14 protein-coding genes are annotated in these 19,236 nt (G+C 64.9%); 7 read left to right on the forward strand and 7 right to left on the reverse strand.

Going from position 1 to position 19,236, the window contains the following annotated elements; translation table 11 throughout:
- Positions 1 to 34 precede the first annotated feature (34 nt).
- The 5 genes from CXB49_RS09330 to serC all read left to right on the forward strand — a co-directional run bounded on the left by CXB49_RS09330 (position 35) and on the right by serC (position 5,904).
- The gene (locus CXB49_RS09330; RefSeq protein ID WP_101708143.1) at positions 35 to 844 is read left to right on the forward strand and encodes a MetQ/NlpA family ABC transporter substrate-binding protein; all 810 of its coding nucleotides are present in this window, start codon (positions 35 to 37) and stop codon (positions 842 to 844) included.
- Positions 845 to 1,077: 233 nt separating this feature from the next.
- Positions 1,078 to 3,783 carry a DNA gyrase subunit A gene (gene gyrA, locus CXB49_RS09335; RefSeq protein ID WP_101708144.1) on the forward strand — a complete coding sequence of 902 codons (2,706 nt, stop codon included), beginning with the start codon at positions 1,078 to 1,080 and terminating at the stop codon, positions 3,781 to 3,783.
- Positions 3,783 to 4,250: a PaaI family thioesterase gene (locus CXB49_RS09340; RefSeq protein ID WP_101708145.1), complete on the forward strand. Its 468-nt coding sequence runs from the start codon at positions 3,783 to 3,785 to the stop codon at positions 4,248 to 4,250. The genes gyrA and CXB49_RS09340 overlap by 1 nt, the downstream gene beginning before the upstream one ends.
- Positions 4,247 to 4,687, forward strand: coding sequence for a PaaI family thioesterase (locus tag CXB49_RS09345; RefSeq protein ID WP_101708146.1), 441 nt, complete (start codon positions 4,247 to 4,249; stop codon positions 4,685 to 4,687). The genes CXB49_RS09340 and CXB49_RS09345 overlap by 4 nt, the downstream gene beginning before the upstream one ends.
- Positions 4,688 to 4,815: 128 nt before the next feature.
- Positions 4,816 to 5,904, forward strand: a complete 1,089-nt coding sequence (gene serC / locus CXB49_RS09350; protein WP_101708147.1) for a 3-phosphoserine/phosphohydroxythreonine transaminase — start codon at positions 4,816 to 4,818, stop codon at positions 5,902 to 5,904.
- A 39-nt stretch (positions 5,905 to 5,943) separates the two neighbouring features.
- Here the strand turns inward: serC and CXB49_RS09355 are convergent, their stop codons facing one another.
- From CXB49_RS09355 to fliD, 4 genes are all read right to left on the reverse strand, one after another.
- Complete coding sequence (locus tag CXB49_RS09355; RefSeq protein ID WP_101708148.1) at positions 5,944 to 6,351, reverse strand: hypothetical protein; 408 nt, start codon at positions 6,349 to 6,351, stop codon at positions 5,944 to 5,946.
- A gap of 175 nt (positions 6,352 to 6,526) precedes the next feature.
- A complete protein-coding gene (locus CXB49_RS09360) occupies positions 6,527 to 8,977 on the reverse strand; it encodes a S9 family peptidase (RefSeq protein WP_101708149.1) in 2,451 nt (816 codons plus the stop codon).
- A gap of 84 nt (positions 8,978 to 9,061) precedes the next feature.
- Complete coding sequence (locus tag CXB49_RS09365; RefSeq protein ID WP_101708150.1) at positions 9,062 to 10,141, reverse strand: LD-carboxypeptidase; 1,080 nt, start codon at positions 10,139 to 10,141, stop codon at positions 9,062 to 9,064.
- Between the two features lie 126 nt (positions 10,142 to 10,267).
- Positions 10,268 to 11,650 carry a flagellar filament capping protein FliD gene (gene fliD / locus CXB49_RS09370; protein ID WP_101708151.1) on the reverse strand — a complete coding sequence of 461 codons (1,383 nt, stop codon included), beginning with the start codon at positions 11,648 to 11,650 and terminating at the stop codon, positions 10,268 to 10,270.
- Between the two features lie 349 nt (positions 11,651 to 11,999).
- On the opposite strand from fliD, the gene cysD reads away from it, so the two are divergent.
- Positions 12,000 to 12,926, forward strand: a complete 927-nt coding sequence (gene cysD, locus CXB49_RS09375; protein ID WP_101708152.1) for a sulfate adenylyltransferase subunit CysD — start codon at positions 12,000 to 12,002, stop codon at positions 12,924 to 12,926.
- Positions 12,926 to 14,365 carry a sulfate adenylyltransferase subunit CysN gene (cysN, locus tag CXB49_RS09380; protein ID WP_101708153.1) on the forward strand — a complete coding sequence of 480 codons (1,440 nt, stop codon included), beginning with the start codon at positions 12,926 to 12,928 and terminating at the stop codon, positions 14,363 to 14,365. The genes cysD and cysN overlap by 1 nt, the downstream gene beginning before the upstream one ends.
- Positions 14,366 to 14,429: 64 nt before the next feature.
- Here cysN and CXB49_RS09385 read toward each other — a convergent pair whose 3' ends face one another.
- The 3 genes from CXB49_RS09385 to CXB49_RS09395 all read right to left on the reverse strand — a co-directional run bounded on the left by CXB49_RS09385 (position 14,430) and on the right by CXB49_RS09395 (position 19,193).
- Positions 14,430 to 16,049 (reverse strand): protease pro-enzyme activation domain-containing protein, encoded by a 1,620-nt coding sequence (locus CXB49_RS09385; RefSeq protein WP_101708154.1) that lies wholly within the window; start codon positions 16,047 to 16,049, stop codon positions 14,430 to 14,432.
- A gap of 503 nt (positions 16,050 to 16,552) precedes the next feature.
- Positions 16,553 to 16,984, reverse strand: a complete 432-nt coding sequence (locus CXB49_RS09390; protein WP_199406813.1) for an organic hydroperoxide resistance protein — start codon at positions 16,982 to 16,984, stop codon at positions 16,553 to 16,555.
- 91 nt (positions 16,985 to 17,075) lie between these two features.
- Positions 17,076 to 19,193: a bifunctional diguanylate cyclase/phosphodiesterase gene (locus CXB49_RS09395; protein ID WP_101708155.1), complete on the reverse strand. Its 2,118-nt coding sequence runs from the start codon at positions 19,191 to 19,193 to the stop codon at positions 17,076 to 17,078.
- Positions 19,194 to 19,236 lie beyond the last annotated feature (43 nt).

The following is a 19,236-nucleotide window of genomic DNA, read 5'->3' on the forward strand; positions in this document are numbered from 1 at the left end:
TTTTCAAGACGCGCAGAATTTAAAGGAGAAAGTAATGCGTAGATTCGTCATCAAGGCAGTTGCAGCATCCATCGTGGGCCTGGCCCTCGCAGGCCAGGCGCTGGCCGCCGATCCGGCCAAGAAGGAAATCGTCATCGGCACCACCGTCGGCGACTTCGGCGACATGGTGAAGCAGTCGATCAAGCCCATCCTGGAAAAGCAGGGCTACGCCGTCAAGCTGGTGGAATTCACCGACTACGTGCGTCCGAACCTGGCGCTGCAGGAAGGCTCGCTGGACGTCAACGTGTTCCAGCACAAGCCCTACCTCGACAACTTCGCCAAGGAGCACAAGCTGTCGCTGAAGGAGGCCTTCCAGGTGCCGACCGCGCCGCTGGGCGTCTACCCGGGCAAGCTGAAGTCGCTGAAGGACGTCAAGCCGGGCGTGACCGTGGCCGCGCCTAACGATCCGTCCAATTTCGCCCGCGCGCTGGTGATGCTGAGCGATCTGGGCTGGGTGAAGCTGAAGCCCGGCGTCAACCCGCTGACCGCCTCCGAGCGCGACATCGCCGTCAATATCAAGAAGGTGAAGATCGTTCAGTTGGAAGCCGCCCAACTGCCGCGCTCGCGCAGCGACGTGGACTTCGCCGTCATCAACGGCAACTACGCCACCAGCTCCGGCATCAAGCTGACCGACGCCGTCTTCCAAGAGAAGAGCTACGCCTACGTCAACTGGGGTGTGGTGCGCGCGGCGGACGCCGCCAAGCCGTGGGCCAAGGACGTGGTCGCCGCCTACAACTCTCCGGCGTTCAAGGCCTACACCAAGCAGAAATTCGCCGGCTACAAACTGCCGCAGGGCTGGAACTGAGTTTTCTTGTAACACTCCTGGCTACAAGACTTGCGGAGGGCTTCGGCCCTCCTTTTTTTATGCCTCCAGTCCCCGCCGCGCGCCGCCCGGCGGGCAGGCATGCGGCCGGCCTTTCATGGTAGAATGAAGGATTGCCACATCATGCTCGGCCGCCGCCACGGAGCGCGCCATCGTCGATCAGACGACGGCCCCCGTCGCGACGGCCGGATCCATCCTTACGAATCAAGACACTTATGACCGATAACCTGTTCGCCAAGGAAACGATTCCAATCAGCCTCGAAGAGGAGATGCGCCGTTCTTACCTCGATTACGCGATGAGCGTGATCGTGGGTCGGGCGCTGCCTGACGTGCGCGACGGCCTGAAGCCGGTGCACCGCCGGGTGCTGTTCGCCATGCACGAGCTGTCCAACGACTGGAACCGTGCATACAAGAAGTCGGCGCGTATCGTTGGCGACGTGATCGGTAAATACCACCCCCACGGCGATACCGCGGTGTACGACACCATCGTGCGGATGGCCCAGGACTTTTCGCTGCGCTACCCGCTGGTGGACGGCCAGGGCAACTTCGGCTCGGTCGACGGCGACAACGCCGCGGCGATGCGTTACACCGAAATCCGCATGGCGCGCATCGCGCACGAATTGCTGGCCGACATCGACAAGGAAACCGTGGATTTCGGCCCGAACTACGACGGCTCCGAGCATGAGCCGCTGATCCTGCCGGCCAAGATCCCGAACCTGCTGGTCAACGGCTCGTCCGGCATCGCCGTCGGCATGGCCACCAACATCCCGCCGCACAATCTGAACGAAGTCGTCGACGCCTGCCTGGCGCTGCTGGCCAACAGCGAGCTGACGATAGACGAGCTGATCGACATCATCCCGGCGCCGGACTTCCCGACCGCCGGCATCATCTACGGCACCGCCGGCGTCAAGGAAGGCTACCGCACCGGTCGCGGCCGGGTGATCATGCGCGCGCGCACCCATGTCGAACCCATCGGCAAGGGCGACCGCGAAGCGATCATCGTCGACGAGATTCCGTACCAGGTGAACAAGGCCCGCCTGCTGGAGCGCATCAGCGAGCTGGTGCGCGACAAGCAGATCGAGGGCATCTCCGACCTGCGCGACGAGTCGGACAAGTCCGGCATGCGCGTGGTGATCGAGCTGAAGCGCGGCGAAATGCCGGAAGTGGTGCTGAACCACCTGTTCAAGATGACCCAGCTGCAGGACAGCTTCGGCATGAATATGGTGGCGTTGGTCGACGGCCAACCGCGTCTGCTGAACCTGAAGCAGATCCTGGTCGAGTTCCTGCGCCATCGCCGCGAGGTGGTGACCCGTCGCACCATCTTCGAACTGAAGAAGGCCCGCGAGCGCGGTCATATCTTGGAAGGCCTGGCCGTCGCGCTGTCGAACGTCGACGAAATCATCGCGTTGATCAAGGCGTCCGAGGCGCCGCCGCAGGCCAAGGCCGCGTTGATGGCGCGCGTCTGGCGCTCGTCGCTGGTCGAGGAGATGCTGTCCCGTGTCGAGGGCGACAAGGCGCGTCCGGAGAACATCGACCCGGCCTTCGGCATGAAGGACGACGGCTACCACCTGTCCGACACCCAGGCCCAGGCCATCCTGGACATGCGCCTGCAGCGCCTGACCGGCCTGGAACAGGACAAGATCGTCGGCGAATACCGCGAGATCATGGACGTGATCCAGGACCTGCTGGACATTCTGGCCCGTCCGGAGCGCATCAACCAGATCATCAGCGACGAGCTGAGCGCCATCCGCGCCCAGTTCGGCGACGCGCGCCGCTCGGAAATCGAGCCTTACGGCGGCGACATCAATATCGAAGACCTGATCACCCCGCAGGACATGGTGGTCACGATTTCGCACAGCGGCTACATCAAGGCCCAGCCGATCGACGACTACAGCGCCCAGCGCCGCGGCGGCCGCGGCAAACAGGCGGCGGCCACCAAGGACAACGACTTCATCGAGACGCTGTTCGTCGCCAACACCCACGACTACGTGCTGTGCTTCTCCAGCCGCGGCCGCTGCTACTGGCGCAAGGTCTACGACCTGCCGCAGGGCGGCCGCCAGAGCCGCGGCAAGCCGATGGTCAACGTGCTGCCGCTGGAAGAGGGCGAGAAGATCAACGCGCTGCTGCCGGTCAAGGAGTTCCGCGACGACCAATACGTGTTCATGGCCACTGCCGACGGCACGGTGAAGAAGACGCCGCTGCGCGCCTTCTCCAAGCCGCGCGCGGCCGGCATCATCGCCATCAACCTGGATGAGGGCAACTATCTGGTGGGCGTGGCGCTGACCTGCGGCAAGAGCGTGGCGGGTCAGGGCGATGACGAAGATGAGGTGGTGTCCGAAGACGAAACCATCATCGAAGGCGAGCTGATCGAAGACGCCCAGTCCGTCGAGGGCGATCAGGTGATGCTGTTCTCCGACGCCGGCAAGTCGGTGCGTTTCAGCGAAAGCCAGGTGCGTCCGATGGGCCGCACCTCCCGCGGCGTGCGCGGCATGAAGCTGGGCGAAGGCCAGAAGCTGATTTCCCTGCTGGTGACCAATTCCGAAGACCAGATGGTGCTGACCGCCAGCGACGGAGGCTACGGCAAGCGCACTTGCGTCGGCGATTTCCGCCGCACCAGCCGCGGCACCCAGGGCGTGATCGCGATGGACCTGACCGACAAGACCGGCCTGAAGCTGGTGGCGGCCAGCCTGGTGGAGGAAACCGACGACATCATGCTGATCACCACCGGCGGCGTGCTGATCCGCACCAAGGTGGCGGAAGTGCGCGAGACCGGTCGTTCGGCCCAGGGCGTGCGCCTGATCAACCTGGACGACGGCGAGAAGCTGATCGGCCTGGAGATCGTCGCCGAGTCCGAAGCGGAAGCCGAAGTCGAATGCGAGGACGGCGACAGCGACGCCGCGCCGGAGCAGGGCGAGGCGTAATGATCCCGACTCCCGCCAATCCACGGGTGCTGGAGACGATGAGCCAGCTCTTCGTCTCCTTTCCGCACTGCGCCACGCTGGGCTTCGAATACGTCGGCACCGAGGGGCGCAAGCCCACCTTGCAGCTGGCCTGGCGGGAGGATCTGGTCGGCAATCCGGCCACCGGCATTCTGCACGGCGGGGTGATCACCTCGCTGGTGGACACCTGCAGCGCCATCGCCGTCACCGCCCAGCTGCCGGGCGCGGAAACCATAGCCACGCTGGATCTGCGCATCGACTATCTGAAGTCGGCGACGCCGGGCAAGGCCATACGCTGCACCGCGGAATGCTACCGGCTGGCCAGCCAGATCGCCTTCACCCGCGCGGTGTGCTATCACGACGATCCGTCCGATCCGATCGCTCACGGCGTCGCCACCTTCATGCGCGAATCGAGCCGCACCCCGATGGTGCAGGAGGGCGGGCGATGAGCGAGTTCATGCAACGCTTCGCCGAGCTGCGCGATCGCAAGGCCTATGCCGAGATCGTGGCCGCGCTGCCCTACGTCAAGCTGATGGGCACGGTGATGGCCGAGGACGAGGACGGCGAATTGCGCTTCGAATTGCCCTTCCTCGAGCGCAATGTCGGCAACACCACGCTGCCGGCGCTGCATGGCGGCCTGATAGGCGGCTTCATGGAAAGCGCGGCGATGATACACCTGATGTGGAACCGCGAATCGCTGGAGGCGCCGAAAATCGTCGACTTCTCGCTGGACTATCTGCGTCCGGGCCGGCCGCAGACCCTGTTCGCCCAGTGCGAGATCACCAAGCAGGGCAAACGGGTCGCCCATGTGCTGATCGAGGCCTGGCAGGACGATCGCTCCAAACCGGTGGCCGTGGCCCGGGCCCATTTTCTGCTGAACAATTGAACGCTCCATTCGGACTGTTCGTCAGAAAACCGGTGTTTCCCCTGGCGGGAGACGCCGGTTTTTTCATACACTCGAGATGATGGCCGGAACCGGCCCGATCCGAACACGCAAAGAGACAGAGGATAGACATGGCCAAGGTGTACAACTTTTCCGCCGGTCCCGCCGTATTGCCGCATCAGGTGCTGGCCGAGGCGCAGAGCGAATTGCTGGATTGGCACGGTTCCGGCATGAGCGTGATGGAGATGAGCCATCGGGGCAAGGAGTTCATGGAGATCATCCATGACGCCGAGCACGACCTGCGCGAACTGATGCACATCCCCGCCGGTTACAAGGCGCTGTTCCTGCAGGGCGGCGCCTCGCTGCAGTTCGCGATGGCCCCGCTGAACCTGCTGGGCGACAAGGACAGCATAGACATCGTCAACACCGGCCACTGGTCCAAGCTGGCGATCAAGGAAACCAAGCGCTACGCCAAGGTCAATGTGGTGGCCAGCAGCGAAGACCGCAATTTTTGCTATGTGCCGGACGAGGCCGCCTGGCAGCGCGACCCCAAGGCCGCCTATCTGCACTACACCTCGAACGAAACCATAGGCGGCCTGCAGTTCCCGCATATTCCCGCCGCGCTGGGCGACGTGCCGCTGGTCTGCGACATGTCGTCGGACTTTCTGTCGCGCGAGATCGACATTTCCCGCTTCGGCATGATCTACGCCGGCGCGCAGAAGAACATCGGCCCATCCGGCCTGACCGTGCTGATCATCCGCGAGGATCTGCTGGGCCGGGCGCGCGCCGACATCCCGACGATGCTGAACTATCAGGTTCACGCCGACGCCGACTCGATGTACAACACGCCGGGCACTTATCCGATCTATATCGCCGGCCTGGTGTTCAAGTGGCTGAAAGAGCAGGGCGGCGTCAAGGGCATCGCCACCCGCAACGAGGAAAAGGCCGGTCTGCTGTACCACGTCATCGACAGCAGCGGCGGTTTCTACTCCAGCCACATTGAACAGCCGTTCCGTTCGAAGATGAACGTGGTGTTCAAGCTGAAGGACGAGGCGCTGGACGAGATCTTCCTGCTGGAGGCGCGCAAGAACGGCCTGGCCCAGTTGAAGGGCCACCGCGCCGTCGGCGGCATGCGCGCGTCCATCTACAACGCGATGCCTATCGAGGGCGTCAAATCGCTGGTCAACTTCATGCTGGACTTCGCGCGGCAATACGGCTGATTCGCGCCGGCCGGGCCGGAGGCGCCGTCTTGCCCCGGCTCAGGCGACGGCCTGGCTGGGCGGCTCGTCGCGGTCGGCGTCGGCGCGGGCTCTCAGCGCCAGCCTTATGCCCCTGCTGATGTTGCCGTCGCCCAGCGCCTGGGCGATATCGATGCTTTCGGCGTCGAGATAGACATTGTGCCGCGCGCCGCCCTCCATTCTCGGCGGCGCGCCGGCATTGGAGGCGATGCCCAGCGCCATCTTCACCTGGCGCTGGTCCAGTGGCCGCAATATGCCCGAGTTGACCATGCTGTAGACGCCGTTGCTGTATTTTCTCAGCAAGGCGCCGCTCCTCCCCGCCAGCGTGATCACGCCGACGACCTCGTAGCCGGGCATATCGTCGAATTGATACAGCCTCGGTCGGCCAGGTTGCTCGATATAGATGCGGCGGCCGTTGTTGTCTCGCATGGGTTTTCTGCCCTTTGCTGCCCGTTATAATCCATTTTGTACACACCGAATCAAAGCGCAAGCCGAATATGTGTGTATGGCGGAAACCTGCGCCGCCGCTGCGACTCGTCCCGCGGACGTGAAAAAGCCCGGCGGCGCCGGGCTTCGGGCTTCAAGCCGCCGGGGCGGCCCGGCCTTAGCGCTGCGCGGCGGCCTCTTGCGCGCGGGGCTGGGCGTGCTTGACGTACTGATCCAGCCAGCGATCCTCCTCCCACAGCATGTGCAGAATCGATTCGCGGGCGCGGTAGCCGTGGCTTTCCGCCGGCAGCATCACCAGCCGCACCGTGCCGCCCAATCCCTGCAGCGCCTGGTACATCCGCTCGCTCTGCAGCGGGAAGGTGCCGGGATTGTTGTCGGCCTCGCCGTGGATCAGCAGCAGCGCGTCCTTGATCTGTTCGGCGTAATTGAACGGCGACATCGTCTGGTACACGTCCTTGGCCTGCCAGAAACTGCGCTCCTCCGACTGGAAGCCGAATGGCGTCAGCGTGCGGTTGAAGGCGCCGGAGCGGGCGATGCCGGCGCGGAACAGCCGGGTGTGGGCCAGCAGATTGGCCGTCATGAAGGAACCGTAGGAATGGCCGCCGATGGCGATGCGGTCGCGATCGGCCACGCCAAGGCGCACCACCTCGTCCACCGCCGCCTGCGCGTCCATCTTCAGTTGCGGCAGATAGCTGTCGTTGGGCTCCTGCTTGCCGACGCCGATGATGGGCATGGACGGGTCGTCCAGCACCGCGTAACCGCGCGCCAGCAGCGCTTCGGGACCCCAATAGCCGATGCGGTTGAAGCGATACGGCGAATCGGTGACCTGGCCGGCGGCGTCGGCGCTCTTGAACTCGGCTGGGTAGGCCCACATCAGCATCGGCAACGGGCCGTCGCGCTTGGCGTCGTAGCCTGGCGGCAGATACAGCGTGGCGCTCAGATCGACGCCGTCGGCGCGCTTGTAGCGCAGCTGCCGTTTCTGCACGCCCTTCAACTGCGGCGTCGGGTGCGGGAAGAAGGTCAGCTGGCGCAGGCCGTCGGCCTGATCCAGCCGCTTCAGATACAGATTGGACGGCGTTTCCACCTGTTCGCGGCTAAGCAGGGCGCGCTTGCCGTCGTCCAGCACCGCCAGCGGCTGCTCGTACCATGGCGCTTGCGAGCGCCACAGTCGGGTGGTCTTGTTGCCGGCCAGATCCAGCCGGTCGATGAAGGGCCGGTCGCCGTCCGGACTGGCGCCGTCGCCCAGCAGGTACAGGCTGCCACCGTCGGCGCTGGTCTGCAGCACCGGCTGGCCGTCGGCGTTGCTGATCAGCACCGGGCTGCCGGGATCGGCGTAACGGTCCTCCGAGCTGCGCCGGTTCAGCAACTCGGCCGGCTTGCCCGGCTCGGCCGGTCTGACGCGCCAGGTCTTCAGATCGAGCGTTTTCCACCAGTACTCGCTGACCAGGGCCAGATCGCCGCGGCCCCACTGGATGTCGGCGAAACGGCTGGCCAGCTCCTGCAGCTTGAACGGCGGCTGCTTGAACGGCGCCGTCTGCAAATACAGCGCGTCTCTGACCTGGGCGGCGACCTCCGGATCGCCGCCGTCCCGGGCCTCGGCCCAGAACAGCGTCGCCGGCGCGTCGGCGCGCCACGACACTTCGCGCGGGCCGGTTTCCACCGCGTCGTTGCCGGATGGCATCCGCTCCAGCAGCGGGCGTTGCGCCACCAGATGCAGGCTGCGGCCCTGAAGGTCGAGCACCTCGATCTTCTGCGGGAAGCGGTTGATCGGCACCAGCGTGGAATAGGGCCGCTGCAAGCGCGCCGACAGCAGATACTGGCGGTTAGGCGACGGCTGCACGGCCAGATAGCGGTCGGGCTGGCCTATCGGCCGCGCCTTGCCGTCCACGCCCACCAGCGCCAGCTGGCTGTCCAGCTGATAGTCCAGCAGATCGGCATCGTACGGCGTCTTCAGCAGATCGGGATAGGTTCGGGTTTGCGACAACTTGCCGCCCATGCTCTGCTGGACATTGGGACCGGTCGGCGCTGACGGTTTCAGCGGCGCCGGCCCCTGGCGCGTCGGAACCAGCTTCACCAGCAGCTGATTGCCCATCCAGGCGAAGCCCCGCCCGCTGACGGCGTTCAAATGGAAGGCCCCCAGCCGGCGGACCTGGGCGCTGGACGCGTCCAGCAGCCACAATTCCACCCCTTTGGCGCCCCACAACGCCAGGGCCGCGTGCTTGCCGTCCGGCGCCCACTGACTGTCGGCGATGCGGGGATGCGCCGGCAGGCCGGCCACCGCCCGGCTCTTGCCGCTGGCGATGTCGACCAGGGTCAGGCCGTTGCCGAAATCGAAGCGGCTGGCGGCGCGCATGCCCGGGTTGATCCGCAGGCCGGCCAGCCTCAGTTCCGGCTGCGAGACATCGGCGATGCCGGGCAGGCCGGGCCGGCTGGTTTGCAGAATGGTGTCGCGCTGCGGATTCAGCGACTGCAGCGGCGTGCGCGGCGCATTGACCAGCGCCGCCAATTCCGGCGGCGGCGTCTGATAACCATCGGCGGCGGCGGCCGTGCCGGAAACGAGAAAAACGGCCAGGATCGATCCGGCCAGCGGCTTGCGGCTGAGGGTCATGCAATCTCCAAGGGCAATTCAACTGACGTAAAGATGCCAAACTGCGCCATTGCGCCGCCGCCGTCAAGCGACTGGCATTTCCGCTCAGACCGCCAGGGTCTCCAACAGCGCCTGCGGCTGCAGGCCGAGCGGCGATATCGTCGGATAGTCGAGAAACTGCAGCGCGAGCCCCGACTCGTCGGCCTGGAAGCGCGCCGGGAAGCCGAGCGGCAGCGTCGTCTTGTCGGCGATATGGCCGAAGGGCAGGCCGGTGAACACCGGCACGCCGCTGATGCGGCGCAACTCGGCCACCACCGCGTCGAAGTCGTAGCGCGGATCGTAGGCGTCGACATGCTTGCGCATCGAGAAATCACCGAGGAAGATCGCCCGCTGCTTGGTCAACACGCCGGCCAGGTACAGCTGTTGCAGCATCCGCTCCACCCGGTACGGCTGCTCGCCGACGTCCTCGAGGAAGAGCAGGCCGCCCTTGATGTCCGGCAGATAGGGCGTGCCGGCCAGGCTGGACAGCACGCTGAGGTTGCCGCCCCAGAACAGGCCTTCGCCGCGGGCGCTGGCATGGGGGCCGGGCACGTTCAGGCTGCGCTGGGGCGTGGTGACGGTGCGGAAGAATTCATCGATGGCGTAGGCGCTGGGCGCGGCGCTGCCGAAATCGCCCAGCATCGGGCCGGCGAAGCTGCCGACGCCGCTCTTGGCCAGCAGCGCCAGCTGAATGGCGCTGAAATCGCTGTAGCCGACCAGCAGCGCGCGCGCTTCGCGCACGCGCGCGCCCAGGCGGGCGAGGTCCAGTTGCGGCAGCAGGCGCATCGCGCCATAGCCGCCGCGCGCGGCCAGCACCATTTCCGGCAATTGCGGCTGGGCCAGCAGACGGTTCAGATCGGCCAGCCGCTCGGCGTCGGTGCCGGCGAAGCGCTGATGGCTGCGCGCCAGCGCCTCGGTGTTCTCCAGCGCGAAACCAGCCTGCCGCAAGCGCGGCAACGCCAGTTGCTGCTGCCTGGCCGGCACGATGCCGGAGCAGGCGGTCAGATACAGGCGGTGGCCGGCGGACGGCGTGGACGGAACGTTCTGGTCTATCATGGTGCGGCATCCTTGCAAGGCGGCTGCGCCGGCGCCTATGGCCAGGCATTGCAGCAGTTGGCGGCGGGTAGGGTCGATATCGGGAATCATCAGGGTCGGACGTGTGGACTGGGCATCGGTTCCATTCGCCGCGGACGGGCGGAGGAATCTTCGGAGTATACGCCAAAAGAAAAGGCGGCCTCCAGAGTGGACGCCGCCCGTCAATGACAGAAACGCTCAGGCGATCAGATTGGCCATGCTGGTGGAGGCCTGCTCCATCTGCGCCAGTTCGCTGTTCAGATTGGAGTATTCGGTCAGCAGATTGGTCTGCTCGGTGCTCAGCTGGCTTTGCAGCTGCTGCTGCAATTGCTGCTCGGCGGTCACCTGACTGTTGATGTTGGTCTGGTCGCTGGTAATCATGCCGCCCGGCCCCAATAGCGAGTTGATTGTGGAGTTGAACACATTGCCTATGCCGGTGTTCTGCGGATTGCCGAACAGATTGCTCACCGCCGACGGATTGGCGGCCAGGGCCGCGTTGAAAGAGGTGGAGTTCAGCGACAGCGTGCCGTCGGCGTTCTGGGTGATGCCAACCTGGGCGAGGTAGGCATAGGAGTTGACCGGGTCCGCGCCCGAGACCGGCGTGCCGAGCAGGCCGGCCAGCTGGTCGTGCAAGTCGGTCAAGTCGGAGCTGATGTCGGTATTGGCCGGCGTGCTGCCGACGGTGGTGGAGCTGGTGGTGGCCGAGTTGGTGGTCGTGACCACCTGGTTGTAGGCCGATATGAAGCTTTGCAGCGTCGAGGCGATGCCCGACGTGTTCTGGCTCATATTGATCGTGGTCTGTCCCAGCTTTTCCAGCGTGATGCTGGCGCCGTTGACCACATTGGTCACGGTGTTGCTGCTGGACGAGACGCTGACGCCGTTCACCGTCATCAACGCGTTCTGGGCGTTGGTCGACTCGCCGGCGGCGGTGCTGCTTTGTTGCAGGCCGCCCAGCGTATTGCCCGATGTGCCGCTGCTGTCGGTGCCGCCGGCGGTGATCGAGAAGGTGTTGGTGGAGCCGGACTGCGACGAGTTCAGCACCAGCGAGTAATTGTTGTTGTACTGCACGACCGACGCGTTGATGCCTATGCCGGCGCTGTTGATGCTGCTGGCCATCGACGCCAGCGACACATTGCTGCCCAGCTGCACGGTGCTGCTGGTGCCGCCGACATTGAAGGTCAACGACGACGGCGCGCCGGACAGCGTGGCGTTCTGATCGGTGATGGACACGCCGCCGGAAGTCTGGTCGAAGACCAACTGCCGCGACTGCGCCATCTGCGTCACATTCAACGCATAGGTGCCGGCGGTGCCGCCGCTGGTCGAGGAGACGCTGGCGACGGTGGTGTCCGACGAGGCGGCGGTGAACTGCTGCAGAAAAGTGCCGGACGCCAGCGTGGTGGCGGCGCTCTGCAAGCTGGACAGCGCGGAACTGACCTGGCCCAGCGTGCTCAGCTCGGACTGATAGTTGCTGACGCGCTGCTGGCTTTGGGTGAGCGGCTGCGAATCGGCCTGAATCAGTTGGCTGACGATGGACTGCACGTCCAGCGGACCGGCGCTGGCGCTGATCGATGAGGATGACATGACGTCGTCTCCCTGTGGCCCGCCTGAGCTGCCATCAGACGGGCGTGTTGCTGTTTAGGGCTGTTGTCTAGTTGTCATCACGGGGTTGGCGGTCTGTCGCCGCTGTCTTGCTTCAGCATGGTGCGATATGGCACCGGTTGACGCTCTTATCGGCGCGGCCGGACAAAACTTTAGTCGAACATCTGCATTGATCTTAGCATCGGGCGCGGCCATTCGGCCTGCCCGCAATCCATATTCCTGTATTGAAGATTTTAAGATTTGCTAAGCTTATATTGATATATCCAATCGGTTTTGAATGCCCGCGAATATTTCCGGTAGATTGGCTGCAATCATAGAACAGGCTGCAAGCATGGATATCGATCAAGCAAGGCTGACCCACCTGCAACAACTGGAAGCCGAATCCATTCACATCATCCGCGAGGTGGCCGCGGAATTCGAAAACCCGGTGATGCTGTACTCGATCGGCAAGGACTCCGCGGTGATGCTGCACCTGGCGAAGAAGGCCTTCTTTCCCGGCAAGCCGCCATTCCCGCTGCTGCACGTCGACACCACCTGGAAGTTCCGCGACATGATCGCCCTCCGGGACCGGCAGGCGCGCGAAAACGGCTGGGATCTGCTGGTCCACGTCAATCAGGACGGCGTGGCCGCCGGCGTCAACCCGTTCACCGCCGGCTCGGCCCGCCATACCGACGTGATGAAGACCGAGGGTCTGAAGCAGGCGCTGAACAAGTACAAGTTCGACGCGGCCTTCGGCGGCGCCCGTCGCGACGAGGAAAAGAGCCGCGCCAAGGAGCGCGTCTACTCCTTCCGCGACAAGAACCACCGCTGGGATCCGAAGAATCAGCGTCCGGAGCTGTGGAACATCTACAACAGCCGGATAGACAAGGGGGAAAGCATACGAGTGTTCCCGCTGTCGAACTGGACCGAGCTGGACATCTGGCAATACATCTATCTGGAGAACATCGAGATCGTGCCGCTGTATTTCGCCGCCGAACGACCGGTGGTGGAGCGCGACGGCATGCTGATCATGATAGACGACGAGCGCATCCTCGAATATCTGACGCCGGAGGAGAAGGCGAGCATCACGACGCGCAAGGTGCGCTTCCGCACGCTGGGCTGCTATCCGCTGACCGGCGCGGTGGAGTCGGAGGCGGCGACGCTGCCGGAGATCATCCAGGAAATGCTGCTGACCAAGACCTCGGAGCGGCAGGGCAGGCTGATCGACCATGACAGCGCCGGCTCGATGGAAAAGAAGAAAATGGAAGGGTATTTCTGATGTCGCACCAATCCGAACTGATCGCCGGGGATATCCTGGAATACCTGCGCCAGCATGAGAACAAAGACCTGCTGCGCTTCATCACCTGTGGCAGCGTGGACGACGGCAAGTCCACGCTGATCGGCCGGCTGCTGCACGACTCCAAGCTGATCTTCGAGGACCAGCTGGCTGCGATCGCGCGCGACTCGAAGAAGTACAACACCACCGATCAGGACATCGACCTGGCGTTGCTGGTGGACGGCCTGCAGGCCGAGCGCGAGCAGGGCATCACGATAGACGTGGCCTACCGCTACTTCAGCACCGACAAGCGCAAGTTCATCATCGCCGATTGCCCGGGCCATGAGCAGTACACGCGCAATATGGCCACCGGCGCCTCCACCAGCAATCTGGCCATCATCCTGATCGACGCCAGGCGAGGCGTGCAAACACAGACCCGCCGCCACAGCCACATCGTCAGCCTACTGGGCATCCGCCACGTCATCGTCGCCGTCAACAAGATGGATCTGGTCGACTATAGCGAAGAAGTGTTCAACCGCATCCGCGACGAATACCTGACCTTCGCCGCCCACCTGAACATTCCGGACATCCGCTTCGTGCCGATCTCGGCGCTGCGCGGCGACAATGTGGTCAGCCGCACCGAGGCCGCTCCGTGGTACAAGGGCGCGACGCTGATGCATCTGCTGGAAACCATACAGATAGGCCATGACGCGCCACTGTCGGCCTTCCGGCTGCCGGTTCAATACGTCAACCGGCCCAATCTGGACTTCCGCGGCTTCTGCGGCACCATCGCCAGCGGCGCCGTCCATCCGGGCGACGCGGTGGTAGCCTTGCCGTCCGGCCGGCAGAGCCGGGTCAAGGAGATCGTCACCTTCGACGGCAAGCTGGCGCGCGCCCACGCCGGCCAGGCGGTGACGCTGACGCTGGAAGACGAGATCGACATCTCCCGCGGCGACATGCTGGTGCGCGCCGACGAGGCCCGTCCCTTCGTGTCCCGCAGCTTCAACGCCCACCTGGTGGCGATGGGCGAGACGCCGCTGCGGCCGGGCAAGGAATACGGTTTCAAGCTGGCCGGGAAGTTCGTGACCGGCCGCATCGAGGCCATCGTCCACCGCACCGACGTCAACACGCTGGTGGATAGTCCGGCCGAGGCGCTGGCCTTGAACGAGATCGGCCTGTGCCGGATCACGCTGAACAGCGCGGCGGCTTTCGATGCGTACCGCGATTGCCGCGGCAGCGGCAGCCTGATCATCATCGACCGGCAAAGCAACGGCACCGTCGCCGCCGGCATGATCGCCTCGCCGAACGACGATGCCGGCGTGGTCGAACTGACGCCGTGGCAGCGCTTCGAGCTGGAACTGGACCAGTTGCTGGGCAAGCATTTCCCGCAAATGACGCGCGCCGAACTGGCGCGCCGGCTGGCGGGAGGCGACGAGGCCTGAGCGGCCGTCCGGCAACGATGAAAACGCCCCGGCATGCCGGGGCGTTCGTCATTCACTCATCCGTTCAGAAGCCAGGCGTCTGACCGATGAAGGCGTTCAGCTTGGCGATGTTCAGGCTGCCCCATCCGGTAGCGTAATCCCAGCCCGGACCAGCGCTGTAGTCGCCGTTGCTGCCGTCGACGACGTCGTTGTACAGCGACGGATTGGCCTGGAAGTATTTGTAGAACGATGGCGCCGGGTAGCCCAGCTGATTGCCGTTGGCAGACTCGATCCGGGCCCAGAAACCGGTGAACAGCGGCGCCGCCAGGCTGGTGCCGCCGACAGGCTGCGTGCTGCCGTTGACCAGCACATTGGCGCCGGAGGCCGGATCGGCGTCGAAGGACACGTCCGGCACGCCGCGCTGGCCCGGATTGACGCTCAGCACGCCGGAGGCGGATTGCCAGGACGGCGCGCTTTCCGTGGTGCTGGGGCCGCCGCCGCCGCCGTTCCAGGTACGTTCCGACTGGTAGCCGGTGTCGCCGCTGGTGATCAGCGTGGTGCCGCCGACCGCGACCACATACGGCGATACCGCCGGGTAGCTCTGGCCGGTGGCGCCGCTGCCGCATTCGGCGGAGCCGGAGTCGCCGGTGGAGACGGAGAAGATCTGGCCCTGCGCCACCGCGCTCTGGAAGATCTGATCGTCGGCGGCGGTGGAGCCGTCGCTCTGGGAGTTGCTCTCGCACTCGCCCAGCGACACGTTCACCACCTTGGCGGCATTGTCGCTGACCGCCGAGTTCAGCGCGGCGGTGATGTCGGCGTTGCCCATCGACGACGCGACGTAGAAGTTCATCTGCTGCACCGCGCCGCCGGCGGCGGCGATGATGTCCTGGCTGTCCAGATTCCATTCCACGGTACCGTCGATGTCGGACGACGGATTGCCGGCGTTGATCACCTTGGTGTTGACCGCGTTGAAGCCGGTGCCGCTGGTGAAGGCCTGCAGATCGCTCAGCGTCTGGCTCAGATCGCCTTCGGCGATGATGCCGACGGTGGTCCCGCTGGCCGGCGGCAGACTGTCGGCGTTGTAGATGGTGGAGAAATCGGTCGGCGAGTGCGGCACGCCCTTGGCCGCCGCGCTGCGCGCCAGCGTGGTGTGGAACTGGTGCATGTTCTGCAGGCCCTGCACTGACAGCACGATGTCGCCCAGGTGGCCGGGAACCATCGCCGCGGCGGTATTGGCATACAGGCTGCGGCCGTTGACGCTGTAGCGATGCAGCGGGGTATTGAAGGCGGTCTTGACGGTGGCGGCGCTGCCGTCGGCGGTGATCAGCAGACGGTTGGGCGCGACCTTGACATTGCGGAAACCGCTGGCCTGAAGATGCCGCACCACGGCCTGGGCCTGCGCCTCGGTCGGCGCGTACTGGCTCATGAACTCGGCATGGCTCAGGCGGCGCTTGACCGCGCCGCGGAGGATGCCGGCGGTCAGCGCGTCCAGCTGCGGCTTGTTGCGCAGCTTCAGGCTGACGGCGACGCGGACCGTCTGGCCGGCCGTGGCTTCCCCGACATCGCGCGCCATGGCGCCGATCAGCGCCTTCTGCGGCTGGGCAGCCTGGGTGCGGGTCGCGACCCAGCCGGATGCGGCGTGGGCGACGGAAACGCCGAACAGGGCGGCGACTGCCAGTACGATGGTGTGTTGCTTGGCAAACATTCCACTTCTCCTTTGCAGAAAATCACGGTGAGCGATGCCTTGTGCGCATGCTCGGGAACGAGGCTTGTTTGCGTGTCGGCACGCCGCCTTTGGTTCCAGTTGTCAGCCCCCGGTGCGAGAGGCCGTCCCCCGATAGGGAGACAAGCCATTCCTAGACCATCGTCATTTAAAATGGCAAGCCGGCTTTAAATCGAGTGGATGGATTCAAGATTGGAAAAGCATGAACATAAGAATTTACTGATGAGAAATTGCCGACAGCTTGGCGATGACTTGCTGCGACAGTCCCGACAAATCCGATCATGATTCTGCCGCCCGATCGCGCTCGGCAAGGGCATCGTTGCCGTCGATCGGCAGCAATGCATCAATAATATTGACCGTTTGAATCGGACTGCCGAACCGCCGTCTCGGAAAGAGAGGCTGTACGATATGTTAGGTGAATTTTTCTTGGAGCGGAATGTGTGCATGGCTTGCCGGCGCCATCTCTGCCGCCGGCAAGCGGGGGACTATTTGAGGACGATGTCGACTTCGATATTGCCGCGGGTGGCGTTCGAGTACGGGCATACCTGGTGGGCGGCGTTCACCAGCTCCTGCGCCGTCGACCGTTCCAGCCCAGGCAGGCTGACCGTCAGTTGCGCGGCGATGCCGAAGCCCTGCGGAATCGGCCCGATCGAAACGCTGGCGTCAATCGCCGCGTCGGCCGGCACCGCGATCTTCTTCTGTCCGGCGACGTGGCGGAGCGCGCCCATGAAGCAGGCCGAATAGCCGGCCGCGAACAGCTGCTCCGGGTTGGTCGCGCCGCCGGCGCCGCCCATCGCCTTCGGCACGGCCAACTTGACGTCCAGCAGGCCGTCGTCGCTGGCCGAACGGCCGTCGCGGCCGCCGGTGGTATGCGCGCGGGCGGTATACAGCACTTTTTCCAGTTTGTTCATGCTCATGCCTCTCATGCGGGTTGAAAACGGGGCGATTATCGCCCGCGCAGAACGGCCGATGCCGCTGCGCCGTCTCAAAGGACGGCTGCGTCGCCGCCTATGGTTGCGCCGTCGCCAGCCAGCGCGCGGCGAACTCGTCGGCCGCCGTCGGACGACCGTAGTAAAAACCCTGGATCACCGTGCAGCCGGCCGAGCCCAGGAAATCCACCTGGCTGGCGTCCTCCACGCCTTCGGCCACCGTTTCCAGCCCCAGGCTGGCCGCCAGCGACACGATGCTGCGGATGATGGCTTCGCCGCCGCCGGCGCCTATGCCGAGAATGAAGGTCCGGTCTATCTTCAAGGCCTGCACCGGCAGTTGGCGCAAATAGGCCAGCGACGAGTAGCCGGTGCCGAAATCGTCTATGGACAGACGCACGCCCAAGGCGCGCAGGGCTTCCAACGCGGCCAGGGCATCGTCGGCCGCCATGATCACGCTCTCGGTGATTTCCAGCTCCAGCAGGGCCGGCGACAAGCTGTAGCGGTCCAGCACCGCCCGCACCCGCCCGGCAAAACCCTCCAGCTCCAGTTGCCGCACCGACAGATTGACCGAAACCGGGAGCAGGGCGATGCCGTCGTCGCGCCATCGGGCCAGTTGGTGGCAGGTTTTTTCCAGCACCAGCCCGCCGAGCGCCACGATCTGCCCGCTGTCTTCGGCGATGGGTATGAAGCGGGCGGGGCCAACCACGCCCAAAGCTTCGCTAGTCCAGCGCGCCAGCGCCTCCGCGCCGACCAGCGCGCCGCTGACGGAATCCACCTTGGGTTGGAAGTGCACATCGATCTCGCCGCCTTCTATCGCCTGGCGCAAGTGCCGCTCGATGGCGACGCGCTCGGCGGCGGCGGCCGACAACTGCGGCGTGTAATGCTGGCTGCGGTTGCGACCGGCGGCCTTGGCCTGATACATGGCCAGGTCGGCATTGCGCACCAGGGTGTCGACATCGGCGCCGTCGCTGAGCGCGAAGCTGATGCCGATACTGGCGGACAAATAGATATCGTTGCCATTGACCGCAAACGGCCTGTCGAACAGCGACAGCAGCGTGTGCGCCATATCGCCGGCGGCGGCCCGGTCGCCGGGCTGCGCCAGTATGCAGACGAATTCGTCGCCGCCCAGCCTGGCCAGCAGGTCGCCTGAACGGATATGGCCGGCGAGGCGGGCGGCCACCGCGATCAGCAGCTGGTCGCCGATATAGTGGCCCAGCGTGTCGTTGACATCCTTGAAGCGATCCAGATCGACGTACAGCAGCGCCAGGTCGTGCTCGCCAAGCGCGGACCGCTCCAGCAAGCGATGCAGGCGCTGCTGAAACAACAGGCGGTTGGGCAGGCCGGTCAGCGGATCGTGATGCGCCAGCCTATCCAGTGTTTCCTCGGCGCGCCGGCGTTCGGCGATCTCGTCCTCCAGCCGGCGGTTGGCGTCCTCCAGCTCGCTGGTGCGTTCGGCGACGCGATGGTCGAGGTCGCGATTGGCGTCGGCCAGCGCCCGGGCCTGCCGGGCGATGACGCGGCCGGCATGGCGAACCACCAGCATCTGGGCCACGAACAATACGCCCATCAGCGCGCAGATCGCCAGCGTCAGCCACATCAGCTGATGCGCCGTGGCCACGATGAACGGCGTGGCGTCCAGATAGATTTCCAACACGCCCTCCACCTTGCCGTCCGGTCCGTGCACCGGCACATAGGTGGAAATAATGTCGCGCTCGGTCAGCGTATGTTCGAACGCGTCGATGCTGTGGCTGTGCGCCAGCTCGCTGGCGGGGCTGTTGGACGCCGCGGAGCGGAAGCCGGGATTGTCGCTTTCGTCTTCGCCTATCTGCCGGGTGTCGGTGGAGAACAGCGTCAGCCCGTTCAAGGCGTAAACTTTCAGCTTGATCGCGTCGGTGCCCCGCATCAGGCGCACCACGGCGTCGCGCAGCTCGGCCTGGCGCGCCACCTGCCGCAGGCGGTCCGGCTGTCCGGCCAGCGGAATCAGCGGCCGAAAGCCAGGCCACAGCGAATTCTCGAAAATCTGCGCCAGCGAAGCGGCCCGGCTTTTTTCCAGCTTCAGCAACTGCTCCGCCGAGTAATGCCGAAGATAGCCGGCCATCAGCGCGGTGGCGCTTCCCATCAGCAGCAGCGACAGGATGAAGAAATAGGGCACCAGCCGGAATGGCCGGCCGGCAGCGGACGGGCGGTGTCTGACCATGGCGGGCTCGCGCGGTCACGGGATGATAGTCAGTGTAGGCCAA

Origin of the sequence: Chromobacterium sp. ATCC 53434, assembly GCF_002848345.1 — a bacterium.
Taxonomy (GTDB): domain Bacteria; phylum Pseudomonadota; class Gammaproteobacteria; order Burkholderiales; family Chromobacteriaceae; genus Chromobacterium.

Excerpts from the sequence above, each read along its gene's own strand:
- CXB49_RS09355 (WP_101708148.1), bottom strand. The coding sequence starts at position 6,351 with ATGCGAGACAACAACGGCCGCCGCATCTATATCGAGCAACCTGGCCGA.
- gyrA (WP_101708144.1), top strand. The coding sequence starts at position 1,078 with ATGACCGATAACCTGTTCGCCAAGGAAACGATTCCAATCAGCCTCGAA.
- CXB49_RS09340 (WP_101708145.1), top strand. The coding sequence starts at position 3,783 with ATGATCCCGACTCCCGCCAATCCACGGGTGCTGGAGACGATGAGCCAG.
- cysN (WP_101708153.1), top strand. The coding sequence starts at position 12,926 with ATGTCGCACCAATCCGAACTGATCGCCGGGGATATCCTGGAATACCTG.
- CXB49_RS09395 (WP_101708155.1), bottom strand. The coding sequence starts at position 19,193 with ATGGTCAGACACCGCCCGTCCGCTGCCGGCCGGCCATTCCGGCTGGTG.
- CXB49_RS09345 (WP_101708146.1), top strand. The coding sequence starts at position 4,247 with ATGAGCGAGTTCATGCAACGCTTCGCCGAGCTGCGCGATCGCAAGGCC.
- serC (WP_101708147.1), top strand. The coding sequence starts at position 4,816 with ATGGCCAAGGTGTACAACTTTTCCGCCGGTCCCGCCGTATTGCCGCAT.
- fliD (WP_101708151.1), bottom strand. The coding sequence starts at position 11,650 with ATGTCATCCTCATCGATCAGCGCCAGCGCCGGTCCGCTGGACGTGCAG.
- CXB49_RS09360 (WP_101708149.1), bottom strand. The coding sequence starts at position 8,977 with ATGACCCTCAGCCGCAAGCCGCTGGCCGGATCGATCCTGGCCGTTTTT.
- CXB49_RS09365 (WP_101708150.1), bottom strand. The coding sequence starts at position 10,141 with ATGATTCCCGATATCGACCCTACCCGCCGCCAACTGCTGCAATGCCTG.
- CXB49_RS09385 (WP_101708154.1), bottom strand. The coding sequence starts at position 16,049 with ATGTTTGCCAAGCAACACACCATCGTACTGGCAGTCGCCGCCCTGTTC.
- CXB49_RS09330 (WP_101708143.1), top strand. The coding sequence starts at position 35 with ATGCGTAGATTCGTCATCAAGGCAGTTGCAGCATCCATCGTGGGCCTG.
- cysD (WP_101708152.1), top strand. The coding sequence starts at position 12,000 with ATGGATATCGATCAAGCAAGGCTGACCCACCTGCAACAACTGGAAGCC.
- CXB49_RS09390 (WP_199406813.1), bottom strand. The coding sequence starts at position 16,984 with ATGAGCATGAACAAACTGGAAAAAGTGCTGTATACCGCCCGCGCGCAT.